The following is a 15,406-nucleotide window of genomic DNA, read 5'->3' as shown; positions in this document are numbered from 1 at the left end:
TAAAAAGATCATTTCCGAAAGTTTCGGAATTGTTATTTATCTTTAACTGTCGCAATGGCAATATTGAATTTGTATTTCTCAGCAATTTCCATTGCAAAAACAACATCTTTGTGCATAGTATTTTCATCAGCCCGGATCGTAAAAGATTTATTGGTCTGATTAGTCAGCTTATTCACGATTGTCTGTTCAAGCTGTGCTTTTTCTACAGGGCTGTCGTCTACAAAATAAGATCCGTCCGGCTTGATGCTTACGGTTAAAGGATTTGGTATATTATCTTCAACAGCTCCCGTTTTAGGTAACTTTACATCAATGGCACTTTGATTGGCCGCGGATGATGTTACCATAAAGAAGATCAGCATCAACAGGATAACATCGGTCATCGCTGCGAGACTGAACTCAGGATTTGCTTTATTTCTTCTCTGAATTTTCATCTGTTTATTTTTACTAATTTTTAAAGATCAGACGGAACCTTGCGGTTTCATATGAAGATTTATAAAGGTTTGTTGATAAGATCTAAAAATTCTCCGGACATGTTCTGTGCTTTCAATACAAACTTATCAATTCTTGTTAATAATAAATTGTAGAAAAAGTTCGCAGGAATTGCTACTGCAAGACCAACAGCCGTTTGTCCTAGTGCCGTATAGATACCTTCTGACAACGTTTTAGGTGAAAAAGACCCGCTTGCATGCGAAAGGTTAAAGAAAGCAATGATCATCCCGATTACCGTTCCCAAAAGTCCCAGCATCGGAGCAATACTTGGTACTACCGCCAAAAGATTAAGGTTTTTTTCCATATTGGCAACCTCAACCTGTGCCTGGGATTCCATCGCACTTACGATATCGGAAACCGGTCTTCCCAATCTTGAAATTCCTTTTTCCAGAATACGGCCTTCAGGAGAGTTTTGTCTTTTACAATAATCCAGGGCAGATTCCATTTTTCCTTCCTTGATAAAGTCTTCAATATTATCCATGAAGTTGGCATCCGTTTTAGAGGTAAGCCTTTTAATAAAGAAAAAACGTTCAAAGAACAGATATACGGAAAATACACCGAGCAGGAGTACGGTCACCATTACTATTTTGGCGAAGGCACCTCCGTGAAACATGATTTTCCAAAATGAAAATTCTAAATCTTCCGCCGCTACCGTAGGTGTAGCAACCTGTGCAAACAAAATCTGAGTAAGTTCCGTTATCAGCATTAATCTGTATTTTTATAAGAGTTGTAACGACAAATGTACTGGAATATTATGAAATGGTATCTTAAAAAATGCTTAAAACACATTAAAATTTGTTATTTTCAACAACAGCAAGTTTCTTTTCAAAAAAATCTGAAAAGAAAACTGTATAAAATTTCGGAGAAGAAGAGAACGTTAAATGTTAATCTTCGTCTACTTCAATATCATCCTGGCTAAATTCGCATTTCAGCCTGAAAGGAATCGGAGCATTGGAGCCTGTGTAAAAATCATCAATGGTTCCTTTCCACACAACCTGAAGCTCGCCTTTTTCATTTTTATCAAACAGCAGCTCATTATCGTAGATAAAAGCTTCCTCATCATCAAAAAGATCTACTTCTGTAAAAGTGTCTTCATCAGAATCATTAATCATAATTGTTTTCCCTTCTATTTCCGCAGATTCAATAGGGAAATCAAAAACCTCAAGTGAAAGCTGAGGAAAGTTGTACTGCAGAGAATCATCCTCCACATGATCCAGACCGTCATCCGTGATGATCTCAACCTCTAAAAAATGCTGCTGGTTGCTGTAAACCGCTTTACAATAAGTGTTTCTGATATTGTACTTTAGCGTTTCGTCCGGATGGTAAATTTTTAAAATCCCTTTCATTTTTTCTTAAAAAAGAGCTGTAATAATATGATTGTTAAACGTTTTCAACAAAGATAAAAAATAGATTGAACGTGAAAAATTTTTTGAAAATTATTTTTTAAAATCATTATTTATGAAAAGTGTTGAATAATGTCATGAATGCATTATGCAAACACTAATCTTAATCATCCGGATAATTATGCTTCACCAATTAAAGTCTGTTTTAAACGGACTCTCCCATTCATGCAGAAAATCTTTTACTGCTTTTCTACTTTAAATATTTACATTTGTTTTTTATAAAGAATTCCGAAGAATGAAACATATCATATCGAAAAGCATTGTAGGTTTGAGCCTGGTGCTGAGCCTCGCTTCCTGCAAAAAATCTGATTCCCCTTTAACCAAAGTCACGCCCTCTAATATCGATTCTATTGCTTCCAATTATTATGAGCAGTACCTGAAACTTTATCCGCTTGACGCCACTGCGCAGGGTGACTTACGATATAACGACCAGCTTCCGATCACCATTGATAAAGATTTTATTTCGGGGGAAGTGGCTTTTTATCGCTCCGTACAGAAACAGCTCGAAAACGTAGACTACAAAAACCTTTCCGATGAAGATAAAGTGGTTTATGATGTATTGAACTTCACACTGAAAGATAAAATCCAGGCGTACGATTATCATCCGGAATATATTCCTTTTACCCAGTTTGGCGGACTGCCGCTTAACTTTCCGCTTTACGGAAGCGGAGAAGGAAGCCAGCCTTTTAAAACAGAAAAAGATTACAACGACTGGCTCAAAAGAATGGAAAAGTTTCCGGACTGGATGAACGCTGCAACGGATAATTTCCGGGAAGGGATCAGCAATAAGATGGTTTTACCTAAGAAACTGGTAATCAAAATGATTCCGCAGATGAGAGCCGAAGAAATCATAACTGCGGATTGGGAAAAGAATATTTTCTATGGGCCGGTAAGAAATTTCCCAAAAGATTTTACCAAAGAACAGAAAGATAAATTTTCAAAATTGTATAAAGATGCCATTACACAAAAGATCATTCCGGCTTATACAAAAATGGGAGACTTCTTAGAAAAAGAATATTTACCAAAAGCAAGAGATACAGACGGTTATAACAGTCTTCCTAACGGAAAAGAAATTTATCAGTATTACGCAAAAAGCTGGACTACAACAGATAAAACCCCTGAAGAAATCAATAAAATAGGACTTCAGCAGGTGGCCATGCTTCGTGCCGAAATGGAAAAAGTAAAGCAGCAGGTAGGCTTTAGCGGAACGCTTGAGGAGTTCATCAGCTATGTAAAAACAGACCCAAAAGCGATGCCTTACAAAACATCAAAAGAAGTGCTGGATGCTTTTAATGGAATTTTAACGAAAATCACGCCTAAACTGAAAACGATGTTTTCCGTAACTCCAAAGACGAAGTTTGAGATCAGGCAGACGGAAAAATTCAGGGAAGCCAGTGCGAGTGCGGAATATATCCAGGGAACTCCGGATGGAAAAAGACCGGGGATTTTCTATGTCCCGCTTCCGGATCCGTCCAAATTCAATGTGACTTCAGGAATGGAATCTCTGTTTTTGCATGAGGCGATACCAGGACATCATTATCAGGTTTCTTTACAGCAGGAAAACACCAAGCTTCCGAAATTCATGAGATTCGGGTGGTTCGGTGCGTATGGTGAAGGATGGGCGCATTACTGTGAAACTTTAGGTCCGGAATTCGGATTGTATACGGATCCTTATCAGAAAATGGGCTATCTGAGTGATCAAATGCTGAGAGCTGTAAGGCTTGTGGTTGATACGGGCCTTCATACCGGAAGAATGACAAGAGAAGAAGCCATCAAATATTTTCTGAGCAATATTTCTTATGATGAAGCCGGCGCAACGGCTGAAGTAGAACGATATATGGCAATGCCCGGACAGGCTTTAGGTTATAAAATTGGTTCTTTGAGGATTCGTGAGTTAAGGGAAAAATATCAGAAAGAACTGGGCAGCAAATTCAGCCTGGCCAAGTTTCATGATGAAATTCTGAATCAGGGCTGTCTTCCTTTGGATGTCCTGAACCGGAAGATGGAATTGTGGGCGAAAAAGCAGAAATAATTAATTTTTATCACAAAAGAACAAATATTTAGATTCTTTTATCCCTTTTGCGGTAAAATCAAGCTTAATAAAAATACAAATAAATGTTTACTGTAGAACAAATTGAACATGCGCACAGCAAAGTACAGTCGGGTGCCGATTTTCCGAATTACATCAAAGAAATAAAAGAATTCGGTGTACAGTCTTTCGAAACCTGGGTAAAAGACAGTCATACGGAATATTTTGGAGAGAACGGCTACACCACAAAATCCCGGCCTCAATATGATGAACTAGCCATTGAAAACAAAGTTGATAAAGAATTATTTATCAACCAATTAAAAAGTCATCAGCGTGGTGAAACAGATTATATGAAATTCTGCGAAGACTGTGCCCGGACAGGAATTGAGAAGTGGATTGTGGATCTTAATCAATTTACCTGCATCTATTATGATAAAGCAGGTAATACAATTCTTACGGAAGAAATTCCTCATTAAAAAACTAAAATTGATTCCCCGGTTACTAAGTTTTTCCAAGGATATTTCAGAACAAAAATCAAATAAAATGATACAAAGTCTACAATCCCTTTTCGCAAGAGATTTAAATAAATTAAAAACAGAAATCGAATCTTATCAAAACCAAGAAAACATCTGGAAAACCGATAATAACATTTCTAATTCAGCCGGGAACCTTAGTCTCCATCTGGTAGGAAACCTTAATCACTATATTGGAGCCACACTTGGAAATTCTGGCTATATAAGAAACAGGGACCTTGAATTTTCATTAAAAAATATACCAAGGACAGAATTGATTCAGCAGATTGAAAGAACTATTAAAACTGTAGACCTTACGCTTGAAAATTTATCTGCGGAAGAACTTCAGAAAGCATATCCTTCCGAACCTTTGGGCTATGCCATGACAACAGAGTATTTCCTGATTCACCTGTTCGGGCATTTAAGCTATCATCTTGGGCAGATAAATTATCATCGAAGATTGCTTGATGTGAAGTAATTTAATCTTTTTAAACCATCCGGCTAAATTTTTCGTGAAAATTTAACTACCATTGCCTCATTATTGCATGCCATTATTTTTCAAATAGCATTTTCGTAATAAAATCTTTCTCTCCTTTTCCTCTTGCCGGAGAATATTCTCTTCCATAGAAAATAATCTGGAGATGAAGTTTATTCCACACGCTTTCCGGCCATATGGCTTTTGCATCTTTTTCTGTTTCTACAACGTTTTTTCCGGAGGTCAGTTTCCATTGCGTCATTAAACGATGAATATGGGTATCTACCGGAAAAGCAGGAAACCCGAAACCCTGGCTCATCACTACTGAAGCCGTTTTGTGGCCTACTCCCGGAAGTGCTTCGAGTTCTTCATAAGTTTGCGGTACTACTCCATGATGTCTTTCCAAAAGCAGTTCTGCCATTCTTTTAAGATTCTTTGCCTTCGTATTGGATAACCCGATTTCTTTGATCAGTTCCTTAATTTCTTCCACCTCCAGCTTTGCCATTTTTTGGGGAGTTCCTGCAATCCTGAACAGTTCCGGAGTAACCTGGTTTACTTTTTTATCGGTAGTCTGTGCCGAAAGTGCCACCGCAACCATCAACGTGTAAGGGTCGGTATGATCCAACGGAATTGGTACTTGAGGATACAATTTTTCCAATTCTCTCTGAACAAGCTCCGCTCTTTGCTTTTTTGTCATGTAACCATTAAATTTGAACAAAAATAAACATTATGCTTAAAGTCGGCGAAAAATTACCTCAATTTGAAGGAATAAATCAGGATGGAGAAACCGTACGTTCTGAACAATTAATCGGAAAGAAACTGGTTATTTTCTTTTATCCCCAGGCTAATACGCCAACCTGCACGGTAGAAGCCTGTAACCTGAGTGATAATTACTCAAAACTGGAAAAGGCTGGTTTTCAACTGTTGGGAATCAGCGGAGACTCGGTAAAAAAACAGAAAAACTTTCACAATAAGTTTGCTTTTCCTTATGATCTCATCGCTGATGAGAGCCACGAAATTCTTGAAAAATTCGGAGTTTGGCAGGAAAAAACAACTTTCGGGAAAACGTATATGGGAATTGTGAGAACGACCTTTATTTTTGATGAAAAAGGAATCTGTGAAAGAGTTATTGAAAAAGTAACATCAAAGACTGCTGCGGAGCAGATTCTGGAAGGATAATTAATCTATAAATTTATGCTGAAAGCATCTGATCCCGATCTTTCAAATTCATCCTATTTTTAATACTATACTTGGATGCTTTCAGCATGACAATCGTGATGATTCAGGAGAAAGAACTATAAATTACTCTGTTTCGTAGTACATCAGTTCTTCAGGATCGTTTGGAATTTTTACAAAACGCTGAAATTTCAATCCCAGCTTTTCAATTAATTTTTGGGAAGAAGCATTATCTTTTGTAGTAATTGCTGAAAGTTTCTTTAAGCCAAAATCATTCATCCCAACCGATTTTATTTTTAAAGCTGCTTCGTAAGCATATCCTTTTCCTTCAAATTCTTCGAGGAGGGAAAAACCGATATCCATAACATCCAGCCCATCTCTTTCAAATATTCCCACGCCTCCGATTTTTTGATTTCCTTCTTTGGTTAAAATTAAATAATTCCCAAAACCCAGTTTTTCAAATTGAGGAAGGAATTTCCGTTCAATATAATTTTCCGCATCAGCAACCGTCCTGATATAGCGGTCACCGATATACTTGATAAACTTGGGACTGTTATAAAGTGTAAGGATAAATTCGGCATCTTCCGCAGCCATAGGACGCAGGATCAGCCGTTCGGTTTCGTAAAACTTATCTCCGTTTTGTAGATTTGTTTGATTTTTTAGGCTCATCTTTCGGCTCATCTTTTTTTTCAATTTTCAGCAACCTGGGATTATTGGTGCATTTTTTATTATACAGCTCAATATAAGATCCGTTGTCTTTTACGTTTAAAATCCCAACTCCGGATTTCGGAATCGTTAAGGTAAAATACTTTTTCTGATAAGGACATTCCTTTGATGTCAGTTTTCCTAAATCCAGATAATAGTTGGCTGAATCCTGGTAATAATTGGCCGCCAGATCTCTGAATTCTTCATCAATAATATATCCTTCCGTTGCGGCAAAAACTGCTGCATCCTGAATATTATCTACCTTACCGACAAATTTTCTGAGTGCTGTAAGATCGGTAATATATTCCGGGGTACCCTTTGATAAATCCACGATATAGTAAAATGCGTCTTCATCAGCAATTCCTATATTGAATCCTGAAGATTGAGATTCAAAATCTTTTTTTACTCCTGACTGCTTTATGATATTGTCTTTTCCATAGCTTTTATGAATCAACATCCACGTATCATTTTTTGCATCAGGAATTATACTCTGCAAAATTGATGAAACTCCGGGAAACTGTTTTTTCTCCTGAGCAGAAAGTACTGTTCCGAATAAAAAGCAAATGAACGCAGTAAGTCTGTATGTAAACTTTATCATATTGAAAGAACGAAGATCAATCCGAATTATTTTACATGAATTTATCTCCCTTTTTAAGGTTTTTCAGATCCAGTACATAATCTTTAATCAGCTGATCATGTTCTTTGGGACATATAAGCAGAACTTTATCCGTATCTACGATAATAAAATCTTTCAGAGAATCAACAATAACCGCTTTGTTGCTGTTTTTTATATTGATAATATTTCCCTCCGAATTGTAGGCTAAAATATGTTTTTGCTTGGTAGCATTTTGGTTTTCGTCTTTTTCCGTATTTTCAAATACGGACGTCCATGTTCCCAGATCACTCCATCCCAGGTCTGCCGGAATTACATAAACATTTTTCGCTTTTTCCAGAATCCCGTTATCAATTGAGATTTTCTGTACTTTAGGATAAATCAGTTCAATACAGCTTTGCTCACCTTCAGCATTATATTCGCATGCCATGAAGTGCTGGGTCATTTCAGGAAGATATTTTTCGAAAGCATGTTGAATACTTTTAACATTCCATATAAAAATTCCGGCGTTCCAGAGGAAATCTCCACTTTCAAGAAAACTTTTTGCGATTTCTAGAATTGGTTTCTCCGTAAAGGTTTTTACTTTGTAATAATCAGAATCTTGTTTATCCACAAACTGGATGTATCCGTATCCGGTATCCGGTCTTGTAGGGGTAATCCCGAGCGTAACAAGGTAATCATTTTTGGCAGCGAGATCCAGAGCAACTTCCGCTTTCTGCAGAAAAGTTTCTTCTTTTAAAATAAGGTGATCTGCCGGCAGAACAATCATGGTAGCGTCAGGATCAATTTCAGCAATTTTGTTGGCCATATAAAGATTGCACGGCGCAGTATTTTTCAGTAAAGGCTCTCCAACAATATTTTCCTGAGGAATTTCCGGCAGCTGCTGATGGGAAAGCTCCACATATTCTTTATTGGTGATCACAAATATATTTTCATCAGGAATAATCTTGCTGATCCTGTCATACGTCTGTTGGATCATTGTGCGTCCCACGCCTAAAATATCCTGAAACTGTTTCGGAAACTTCTGCGTACTTAACGGCCAGAATCTACTGCCGATTCCTCCCGCCATAATCACGCAATATCTATTTGATTTTGACATTATTAAGTGCATTTTTCTACCCTTGCCAAAGGCTTGAAAGAATACTTCCTTCCCGTAGCCAGGTTCTTACAAAGATAGTTTTTTTTAATAAGACCTTCCAATAAATACTTCTCATTTCGGTAAATAAAGAAATCGCCTTTTTGGAGATTTTCAATAAATACAAGCGCATCATCCTGTTTTTCAATATGGAAATACTTAACGAGGTCCGGGCTCGCCATGAAGTTCGCTTTTGGAGATTGGGAAAATTTCATAATGATCGGTTTCAGATTCTCATCATAGACATTCATACTCTGCAACAGCATTTGTCTGAAGGTTTCCTTCCATTCATTTCCATGTGGAGAAATTCTCCTGCCATATTTTTCGAAAGCAATAAGGTGGGCAAGCTCATGAGTAAGCACGAAGAAAAAAAGCTCCGGAACCAGAGTCGAATTAATCGTAATTTCATGGGAATTGTCTGGAAGTTTGCGGTAATCTCCCAGCTTGGAATTCCTGTTTCTTGTAATTTTTATATGAATATAGTAATCTGCAAACCAGATTTTTAAATATTGTAATGTATTTTGGGGTAAATATTTTTCTAAAGATTGAATAGACATTTTACAAACTTAGTGGAATTCCTGCATAGAAATTCAACAATTTAAGACTGAAAAGATAATTATATTTAGCCTGAGCCACAGATCCCTGCGCATTGGCATAATTGTTTCTAGCAATATTGACATCGTAGATCGTAGATCTTCCTGCCGCATAGCTTTTATCCGCAAAATCAAGGGCCAGTTTCGTGCTTTTCTCGGCCTGAACTGCTGATAAATAAATTTCATAATTCGCATCCACGTCAAACTGAGCTTTTTGAACATTTTCACGAACAATCTGCTTTTGCTGCTGTAAAGTAGTCTTTGCAATACTTTCCTGGAGCTTCGACTGTTCAACCTGAAGTTTTGTAATTCCTTTGTTAAAAATCGGGATGTTTACCGAAACCCCGATATTCTGTCCGAAATTATCTTTATACTGATTGAAAAAAGTAGGCTCTACAACAGGATTTCCAAACAGATCGTAGCCTGTGACCCTTGTATTTAAAAGATTATTATAAAAACTTCCGATACCCGCACTTGCCGTTACAGTAGGCCAGAAAGCGGTTCTGGTAACTTCAGTCTGTGCTTCTGCCGACCTGATCCTGCTTTCTGCAGCTTTCACCTGGGGCTGAGTTTCATACGCTGTTGTTAAAACCTCATCTACAGCTATTAGTTGCGGCGCCAGCTGATCCGGCACATTCACGTCTTCCACATCAAAATCTTTATAATCCTGAAGCTGCAGGAGCTGGGCCAATGCAAAAAGACTTCTTCCCACATTTATTTCAGCCGTTTTCAGATTCTGCTTTTCTCTGGCAAGTCCTGCTTCCGCCTCCGCCAGAACCGTTTGAGCCGTCGTTCCGACTTCCGTAGTAATTTTTGATCTGTCGTACTGCTTTTGGGCGTTTTCAACCGCAGCCTGGGAAATTTTAACGATTTCCTTATTCAGCAGAGTTGTGAGATATTGCTGTGCAATCTGTAATGAAATATCATTTTTGATGGTCTCAATGTCGTATTGACTTGCTTCTACGTCAAATTCGGTTTTTCTGATAGTTTTTTCAAGCCTTCCGTTGTTATAGACAAGGATATCTGCTCCAAGATTGGCATTATTGCTAAACCTGTCATTCCGGATACTTCCCGTTCCCAAAGAAGCCTGCCCGAAACTCACACTGTTTCCCACATTGGTGGACACCGAAGGAAGATAATTTTTTCTGGCAATTTTCAGGTTGAGATCCTGCATTTGTTTCGAATATTCATTTTGGATTACCTGAAGATTGTGTTTGGTTGCATAATCAACACATTCCCGCAAAGACCACTTTTTCTGGGCGCTGACAGCCAGGCAAGATAATCCCAAAATAATAGTCAAAACTTTTTTCATAATTCCGATTTTTCCTTATTAGACGACCCAAAAATAAAAAAGTTACAGTTTCGCAAAATTATTGTTTTATTTTAATCAAACTTTTGAGAATTTTGCATCATGACAACCGCACAATACCAGGAAGCCGTAGAATGGCTGTTCGTACAGGCTCCGAATTATCAGATTGATGGACAAAAGGCATATAAACCCGGATTAGACAATATCAGGAAGCTATGTGATTTCTTCGGAAATCCTCAGGAAAAAATCAAATGTGTTCACATCGGAGGAACCAACGGCAAAGGATCTACAAGTAATATGCTGGCTTCCGTTCTTCAGGAATCGGGTTACAAAACTGGTTTATATAATTCACCGCATCTTATTGATTTTACCGAACGTATTAAAGTAAATGGTAAGAATTGCGATAAAGAATTTGTCTATCAATTTATTCAAAAACTGAAAAATCTTCCGGAAAATATACAGCCTTCTTTTTTTGAGTTCACCACCATTATGGCTTTTGAATATTTTTATCAGCAGCAGGTTGACGTAGCCATTATTGAGGTAGGCTTAGGCGGAAGGCTTGATTCTACCAATATTATCCTGCCGCTGGTTTCGGCCATTACCAATGTTCAGCTGGATCATCAGAATATTTTAGGAGAGACTATCGAAGAAATTGCGGAAGAGAAAGCAGGAATTGTAAAACCACATATCCCGATCATTTTTGGAGATGAAAATGAAACGGTGAAAAACATCATTAAAAACAAGGCTGATAAAGAAAACGCACCTTTTATTGATGCTACTTTGATAAAAACAGCTTTGAAGTCTGACTTAAAGGGAAATTATCAGGAAAAAAATATCCGGGTTGTTTTGGCATTAATTGAAGAATTACAAAAACTTGGCTTCATTATTTCCGGGCAGAATATTGAAGAAGGACTTTTGCGTGTTCATCAGAATACAGGCTTTATCGGCCGGTGGTTTGAGTTCTCACAAAATCCGCTTACTATTTGTGATACGGCACATAATCAGGCTGGCCTGGAATACGTTTTTTCCCAGCTGAATTCTATTAATAAGCATAAGCATATTGTTTTAGGATTTGTCAATGACAAAAAGATAGATGATGTCATGAGGATCTTGCCCGAAAATGCGGCATTTTATTTTGCGAAGCCTTCTATTCAAAGAGGCAGAGCACCTCAGGAATATGAGAATTTATTGGTGGAAGCAAAAATTTTCTATAAAATTTTCAATTCCGTACAGGAGGCTTATCTGTCTGCAAAAGAGAACTGTAGAAATGAGGAAATGATTTTTATTGGCGGAAGTAATTTTGTTGTGGGAGAATTTTTAGAAAAAAATTTGGAGATTTCCGAATAAGTCGTATATTTGCACCACTCTAATCGAGGAAACAACGATAAAGAGGGTTCTTAGCTCAGTTGGTTCAGAGCATCTGGTTTACACCCAGAGGGTCGGGGGTTCGAATCCCTCAGGACCCACAGAAAAGGAAACGAAACCTTTCAAAAAAATTCGGGTTCTTAGCTCAGTTGGTTCAGAGCATCTGGTTTACACCCAGAGGGTCGGGGGTTCGAATCCCTCAGGACCCACAGAAATCTCTCTTTTTCAAGGGAGATTTTTTTGTTTGTATCTTTTAAAATCAGCTAAAAAAACGCTCAGAAACTCTGAACGCTTGTTTGTAATTTACTTATTGTGCCCAGGAGCATAATTTCTTGCAGATTTTGCACCGGTTACTTTTTTCACTTGTCCCGGTGGCAATCCATTATTTCCATTAGACCTAACAGCAACACATGAAGTAACGAACATCGCGACAGTAAAAGCTAAAGCCGTCTTTTTTAGTACTTTCATAACTCTTCTTTTTAAACAAATATTAAAATACTGTGCCAATGAAATTTAGAATAATTATTTAAAAAGATTATTAAATTTTATCAACAATCTTCTGTATATTAAGTTCTCCCAGGCAAGCCCAGTCACCACGGAAGCATTCTTTATCACCAAAAACAGAGCATGGCCTGCACGTAAGATCCTTTACCTGTACCACATCCTCCTCACTTTGTCCAAAGCCTAAAAATCCGGCGTAAGGATGCGTTTGGCCCCAAACAGAAACACATCGTGTTCCCACAAGGCTGGCAAGATGCATATTTGCGGAGTCCATAGAGATCATCATTTGTAATTGTGAGATTGTATCCAGTTCTTCTGTGAGACTCAGTTTACCTGCAAGGTTTCGGGTATTGGGAATTTCTTTTTCCCATTTTTCGAGTATTTCGGTTTCAGCTTTTCCACCACCGAAAAAATAAACGGTATTTTTTAGAGATAAGATTCTCGCGAGCTCATATGACTTTTCAAGAGGAAGCATTTTTCCTTTATGCTGAGCAAAAGGCGCGAAACCAATCCCCGATTTATTGAAACTCGTAGGTCTTAGCTGATGAGAAAGTGTCACCTGAAAGCCCATTTCACGAAAAACATCGGCATACCGTTCCACTGTTTTCTTAAGCTGAACTTTATTCAGGTTCCAGATGTCCGTTAAATGTTCTTTTTCTTCTTTTCCTTTATTGATTTTAAAAACCCTAAATCCTTTCGTACTATAAATTTTATCCAGAATTTTCGTTCGGATTACATCATGAAGATTGGCAATAAGGTCCGGATGAAATTCTTTGATAAGCTCATTAGCGAGCCTGTTGAGTCCAAAAAAACCCTTGTAGTCATCAAGATTGACCCCTTTAAATATAACATTCGGGATCTCTTCGAATAAGGCTTCAAAATTACTTCGTGAAACCATGACAATTTCCACTTCCGGATTTTGTTCCAGGAATTCCCGGAATACAGGTGCTGTCATCGCAACGTCACCAAAAGCAGAAAAACGATATGCTAAAATCCTTGTCACAATTACGATTTCAATTGGTAGGCAACAGCGTAAAACTTAATCTGTTTGGTCATCGCCATTAATCCGTTGGCTCTGGAAGGTGATAAAAATTCCTGTAATCCTATTTCTGAAATGAAATCAAAGTCGGAATCTAAAATTTCCTGTGTAGAATGCCCGCTGTATATACTTACTAGAAGAGATACGATCCCTTTTGGCAAAATCCCGTCGGAATCCGCATTGAAAAACAATCTGCCGTCTCTGAACTCTGCATCGATCCAGACTTTACTCTGGCAGCCCTTGATCAGGTTTTCATCTGTTTTCTTATCGTCAGAAAGCCCCTTCAATTCTTTACCCAGATCTATGATGTATTCATATTTCTGCTCCCAGTCGTCAAGAAAAGCAAATTCATCGATTATTTCCTGCTGTTTTTCCTTAATGGTCATTTTGATTGATTTCTTTCTGCAAAGATAACCAATTTAAAAAGATTATTTTATTACCCTCCTCATAAGAACTGAATGGAATTCTAAGTTTATTTTATTAAGCTTTTTCCCGCTTTCTGCTGTATCTTTTAATTTTCGGGCTCCGCTTCGCGGAGCCCGAAAATTAAAAGGATGTCGCGACAATCGGGGCTAGGATCGCAGACACTCCTTTAAATATTAAAAAATCAGATTAATACAAAGACGCTTTTTTTACTACCTCCAGCAATTTTACTTCTTCATTTTCCCAGCACAAAATATGAGCTGCTTTTTCAAGTTGCGGCAAATAATTTCTGCGTCCTTTATTCAATACGGTCTGAATTGCATGAGCAATATTTTCAGGGTTATGATCTTTTATAATTTCACCAATATCGTATTGATTCCTGATGTTCTGCATTTCAGGAAGATCAGACAATATTAAAGGAACACGTGCCTGGATACAGTCCAAAACCTTATTCGGAAGCGAATAATAATAGCTTTGGCCGCCATTTTCTTCAATGCTCATTCCGCAATCTGCTGTAAGTGTAACATTCCGTAGCTTTTCCGGTGAAAGTTTTCCCAAGAACAGAACTTTATCCTGAAGACTTTCGTTTATGACCAGTTGTTGATATTCTTTCTTTCTGGGACCGTCGCCTGCAATCTTAAAAATTACATGATCGAGATGATGCATGGCCAAAATAGCTTTATCTATTCCGCGAAACGGATTGATCACCCCCTGATATAAAATTATTTTAGGATTGTTTTCAGGGATTTCAATACTGAAATTAAGCTTTCGGGGTGCATTCTGTACAACAGCTGCCTGAATTCCGTATCGTTCCTTAAACCATTCTGCATAGCCGGAGCTTGCTGTAATCATAAAACGAAGGTTTGGAAGTATGCTCTTCTCTACATATCGCCACAATTTTTGTGACATTTTGCCTTGAATTGCCGGCATTTCGGAAAAAATTTCATGACTGTCAAAAATAAGCGGAATCTGTTTTTTTTTAGCAATTAAATAATTGGGCAGCAAAGCATCAAGATCATTGGCATAAAGAATCGTTTCCTTATCTGCTCTTTTCCTTAATTCATTATACAATTTCCAGTTGAATTCAAAATAAGCCGTTTTTAAACTTTTCGAAATCAGCTGTATTCGCGAAACAGGATAAGGACGTGACAATTTTTCACTTCCGCCCCATGTATTGCCAATCAATTCAATAGCATAGCTGTTATCGTGCATGGTTTTACAAACCTTCTCGATACGCTGGTCTGTATTAAGATTACTAAAGGCAGAAATAATAATTTTTTTTCTGTTCATCTTTTGTTTTTATCAGACAGAAGATAATAAATCTGTATAAAACAAATTAGTCCGTTGGGAATAATTACCGGCCAGAGCATCCCGTTGAAAATACCATAAATCACAAAACAGATACACCCTATCATATTGACAATCCTGATTTTTCTTACATCTTTCAGAATAAAGCTCAGTACAATAAACAGAGATGCAGAATAGCCGATATAGGCAGCGGTTTCGGGATTCATAGGAGAATTTTAGAGGATCACAAACTTAATCATTTTCAGGAAGATAATAAAATTTTTTCTGCCATAAAGTCATTTATTGGTTTTTGGTAAAATATTTGTAATTTAGATAATGAATAAATGGCAAT

The 15,406-nt window shown here is 37.6% G+C and carries 19 protein-coding genes and 2 tRNA genes; 7 read left to right on the top strand and 14 right to left on the bottom strand.

The genetic code is table 11. From position 1 onward, the window contains the following. Positions 1-32 precede the first annotated feature (32 nt). The 3 genes from ODE14_RS14610 to ODE14_RS14600 all read right to left on the bottom strand — a co-directional run bounded on the left by ODE14_RS14610 (position 33) and on the right by ODE14_RS14600 (position 1,835). Positions 33-431 carry an ExbD/TolR family protein gene (locus ODE14_RS14610; RefSeq protein WP_263601949.1) on the bottom strand — a complete coding sequence of 133 codons (399 nt, stop codon included), beginning with the start codon at positions 429-431 and terminating at the stop codon, positions 33-35. Positions 432-490: 59 nt separating this feature from the next. Beyond that, a complete protein-coding gene (locus ODE14_RS14605) occupies positions 491-1,195 on the bottom strand; it encodes a MotA/TolQ/ExbB proton channel family protein (protein ID WP_248389167.1) in 705 nt (234 codons plus the stop codon). Between the two features lie 178 nt (positions 1,196-1,373). Next, positions 1,374-1,835 (bottom strand): hypothetical protein, encoded by a 462-nt coding sequence (locus tag ODE14_RS14600; RefSeq protein ID WP_263601948.1) that lies wholly within the window; start codon positions 1,833-1,835, stop codon positions 1,374-1,376. A 292-nt stretch (positions 1,836-2,127) separates the two neighbouring features. Here ODE14_RS14600 and ODE14_RS14595 point away from each other — a divergent pair, with 292 nt between their 5' ends. The 3 genes from ODE14_RS14595 (at position 2,128) to ODE14_RS14585 (ending at position 4,911) form a co-directional block, all read left to right on the top strand. Continuing rightward, positions 2,128-3,924 (top strand): DUF885 domain-containing protein, encoded by a 1,797-nt coding sequence (locus ODE14_RS14595; protein WP_263601947.1) that lies wholly within the window; start codon positions 2,128-2,130, stop codon positions 3,922-3,924. Between the two features lie 83 nt (positions 3,925-4,007). Continuing rightward, positions 4,008-4,397, top strand: a complete 390-nt coding sequence (locus ODE14_RS14590; protein WP_263601946.1) for a DUF1398 domain-containing protein — start codon at positions 4,008-4,010, stop codon at positions 4,395-4,397. Positions 4,398-4,464: 67 nt separating this feature from the next. After that, on the top strand, positions 4,465-4,911 hold the full coding sequence (locus ODE14_RS14585; protein WP_263601945.1) for a DinB family protein: 447 nt from the start codon (positions 4,465-4,467) through the stop codon (positions 4,909-4,911). Positions 4,912-4,984: 73 nt separating this feature from the next. Here the strand turns inward: ODE14_RS14585 and ODE14_RS14580 are convergent, their stop codons facing one another. Then, on the bottom strand, positions 4,985-5,605 hold the full coding sequence (locus ODE14_RS14580; protein ID WP_248389172.1) for an endonuclease III domain-containing protein: 621 nt from the start codon (positions 5,603-5,605) through the stop codon (positions 4,985-4,987). Positions 5,606-5,637: 32 nt separating this feature from the next. Between ODE14_RS14580 and bcp the strand changes: the two genes are divergently transcribed. Continuing rightward, complete coding sequence (gene bcp, locus ODE14_RS14575; protein WP_263601944.1) at positions 5,638-6,087, top strand: thioredoxin-dependent thiol peroxidase; 450 nt, start codon at positions 5,638-5,640, stop codon at positions 6,085-6,087. Between the two features lie 123 nt (positions 6,088-6,210). Here the strand turns inward: bcp and ODE14_RS14570 are convergent, their stop codons facing one another. The 5 genes from ODE14_RS14570 to ODE14_RS14550 are packed head-to-tail and all read right to left on the bottom strand — an operon-like array spanning position 6,211 to position 10,442. Then, positions 6,211-6,753 carry a GNAT family N-acetyltransferase gene (locus tag ODE14_RS14570; RefSeq protein ID WP_263601943.1) on the bottom strand — a complete coding sequence of 181 codons (543 nt, stop codon included), beginning with the start codon at positions 6,751-6,753 and terminating at the stop codon, positions 6,211-6,213. Beyond that, positions 6,713-7,387, bottom strand: coding sequence for a hypothetical protein (locus ODE14_RS14565; RefSeq protein ID WP_263601942.1), 675 nt, complete (start codon positions 7,385-7,387; stop codon positions 6,713-6,715). Before ODE14_RS14565 ends, ODE14_RS14570 begins: the two co-directional genes overlap by 41 nt. Positions 7,388-7,418: 31 nt before the next feature. Further along, positions 7,419-8,501, bottom strand: a complete 1,083-nt coding sequence (locus ODE14_RS14560; RefSeq protein WP_248389178.1) for a mannose-1-phosphate guanylyltransferase — start codon at positions 8,499-8,501, stop codon at positions 7,419-7,421. A gap of 2 nt (positions 8,502-8,503) precedes the next feature. Further along, positions 8,504-9,094, bottom strand: coding sequence for a SprT-like domain-containing protein (locus ODE14_RS14555; protein WP_263601941.1), 591 nt, complete (start codon positions 9,092-9,094; stop codon positions 8,504-8,506). A gap of 1 nt (position 9,095) precedes the next feature. Next, on the bottom strand, positions 9,096-10,442 hold the full coding sequence (locus ODE14_RS14550) for a TolC family protein (protein ID WP_263601940.1): 1,347 nt from the start codon (positions 10,440-10,442) through the stop codon (positions 9,096-9,098). Between the two features lie 99 nt (positions 10,443-10,541). Between ODE14_RS14550 and ODE14_RS14545 the strand changes: the two genes are divergently transcribed. The 3 genes from ODE14_RS14545 (at position 10,542) to ODE14_RS14535 (ending at position 12,013) form a co-directional block, all read left to right on the top strand. Continuing rightward, positions 10,542-11,786 (top strand): bifunctional folylpolyglutamate synthase/dihydrofolate synthase, encoded by a 1,245-nt coding sequence (locus tag ODE14_RS14545; RefSeq protein ID WP_263601939.1) that lies wholly within the window; start codon positions 10,542-10,544, stop codon positions 11,784-11,786. Positions 11,787-11,830: 44 nt separating this feature from the next. After that, positions 11,831-11,905, top strand: a tRNA-Val gene (locus ODE14_RS14540). Positions 11,906-11,938: 33 nt separating this feature from the next. Further along, positions 11,939-12,013, top strand: a tRNA-Val gene (locus ODE14_RS14535). Between the two features lie 94 nt (positions 12,014-12,107). Here the strand turns inward: ODE14_RS14535 and ODE14_RS14530 are convergent. The 5 genes from ODE14_RS14530 to ODE14_RS14510 all read right to left on the bottom strand — a co-directional run bounded on the left by ODE14_RS14530 (position 12,108) and on the right by ODE14_RS14510 (position 15,281). Next, a complete protein-coding gene (locus tag ODE14_RS14530; protein WP_248389194.1) occupies positions 12,108-12,272 on the bottom strand; it encodes a hypothetical protein in 165 nt (54 codons plus the stop codon). 70 nt (positions 12,273-12,342) lie between these two features. Further along, entirely contained in the window at positions 12,343-13,308 is a 966-nt protein-coding gene (locus ODE14_RS14525) for a glycosyltransferase family 9 protein (protein ID WP_263601938.1), read from the bottom strand. A gap of 2 nt (positions 13,309-13,310) precedes the next feature. Then, the gene (locus ODE14_RS14520; RefSeq protein WP_248389198.1) at positions 13,311-13,730 is read right to left on the bottom strand and encodes a SufE family protein; all 420 of its coding nucleotides are present in this window, start codon (positions 13,728-13,730) and stop codon (positions 13,311-13,313) included. A gap of 226 nt (positions 13,731-13,956) precedes the next feature. After that, on the bottom strand, positions 13,957-15,057 hold the full coding sequence (locus ODE14_RS14515) for a glycosyltransferase (protein ID WP_263601937.1): 1,101 nt from the start codon (positions 15,055-15,057) through the stop codon (positions 13,957-13,959). Continuing rightward, positions 15,054-15,281, bottom strand: coding sequence for a uroporphyrinogen decarboxylase (locus tag ODE14_RS14510; protein WP_248389202.1), 228 nt, complete (start codon positions 15,279-15,281; stop codon positions 15,054-15,056). The genes ODE14_RS14515 and ODE14_RS14510 overlap by 4 nt, the downstream gene beginning before the upstream one ends. Positions 15,282-15,406: the final 125 nt, after the last annotated feature.

The organism is Chryseobacterium sp. PET-29, assembly GCF_025736815.1.
Taxonomy (GTDB): domain Bacteria; phylum Bacteroidota; class Bacteroidia; order Flavobacteriales; family Weeksellaceae; genus Chryseobacterium; species Chryseobacterium nepalense.
This window is presented reverse-complemented; position numbering and strand designations above follow the sequence as displayed.

What these genes read in the sequence shown, in the direction of transcription:
- ODE14_RS14565 (WP_263601942.1), bottom strand. Translation starts at nt 7,387, where the DNA reads ATGATAAAGTTTACATACAGACTTACTGCGTTCATTTGCTTTTTATTC.
- ODE14_RS14515 (WP_263601937.1), bottom strand. Translation starts at nt 15,057, where the DNA reads ATGAACAGAAAAAAAATTATTATTTCTGCCTTTAGTAATCTTAATACA.
- ODE14_RS14570 (WP_263601943.1), bottom strand. Translation starts at nt 6,753, where the DNA reads ATGAGCCTAAAAAATCAAACAAATCTACAAAACGGAGATAAGTTTTAC.
- ODE14_RS14585 (WP_263601945.1), top strand. Translation starts at nt 4,465, where the DNA reads ATGATACAAAGTCTACAATCCCTTTTCGCAAGAGATTTAAATAAATTA.
- ODE14_RS14580 (WP_248389172.1), bottom strand. Translation starts at nt 5,605, where the DNA reads ATGACAAAAAAGCAAAGAGCGGAGCTTGTTCAGAGAGAATTGGAAAAA.
- ODE14_RS14545 (WP_263601939.1), top strand. Translation starts at nt 10,542, where the DNA reads ATGACAACCGCACAATACCAGGAAGCCGTAGAATGGCTGTTCGTACAG.
- ODE14_RS14530 (WP_248389194.1), bottom strand. Translation starts at nt 12,272, where the DNA reads ATGAAAGTACTAAAAAAGACGGCTTTAGCTTTTACTGTCGCGATGTTC.
- ODE14_RS14605 (WP_248389167.1), bottom strand. Translation starts at nt 1,195, where the DNA reads ATGCTGATAACGGAACTTACTCAGATTTTGTTTGCACAGGTTGCTACA.
- ODE14_RS14550 (WP_263601940.1), bottom strand. Translation starts at nt 10,442, where the DNA reads ATGAAAAAAGTTTTGACTATTATTTTGGGATTATCTTGCCTGGCTGTC.
- ODE14_RS14520 (WP_248389198.1), bottom strand. Translation starts at nt 13,730, where the DNA reads ATGACCATTAAGGAAAAACAGCAGGAAATAATCGATGAATTTGCTTTT.
- ODE14_RS14560 (WP_248389178.1), bottom strand. Translation starts at nt 8,501, where the DNA reads ATGTCAAAATCAAATAGATATTGCGTGATTATGGCGGGAGGAATCGGC.
- ODE14_RS14510 (WP_248389202.1), bottom strand. Translation starts at nt 15,281, where the DNA reads ATGAATCCCGAAACCGCTGCCTATATCGGCTATTCTGCATCTCTGTTT.
- ODE14_RS14555 (WP_263601941.1), bottom strand. Translation starts at nt 9,094, where the DNA reads ATGTCTATTCAATCTTTAGAAAAATATTTACCCCAAAATACATTACAA.
- ODE14_RS14610 (WP_263601949.1), bottom strand. Translation starts at nt 431, where the DNA reads ATGAAAATTCAGAGAAGAAATAAAGCAAATCCTGAGTTCAGTCTCGCA.
- ODE14_RS14595 (WP_263601947.1), top strand. Translation starts at nt 2,128, where the DNA reads ATGAAACATATCATATCGAAAAGCATTGTAGGTTTGAGCCTGGTGCTG.
- ODE14_RS14590 (WP_263601946.1), top strand. Translation starts at nt 4,008, where the DNA reads ATGTTTACTGTAGAACAAATTGAACATGCGCACAGCAAAGTACAGTCG.
- bcp (WP_263601944.1), top strand. Translation starts at nt 5,638, where the DNA reads ATGCTTAAAGTCGGCGAAAAATTACCTCAATTTGAAGGAATAAATCAG.
- ODE14_RS14600 (WP_263601948.1), bottom strand. Translation starts at nt 1,835, where the DNA reads ATGAAAGGGATTTTAAAAATTTACCATCCGGACGAAACGCTAAAGTAC.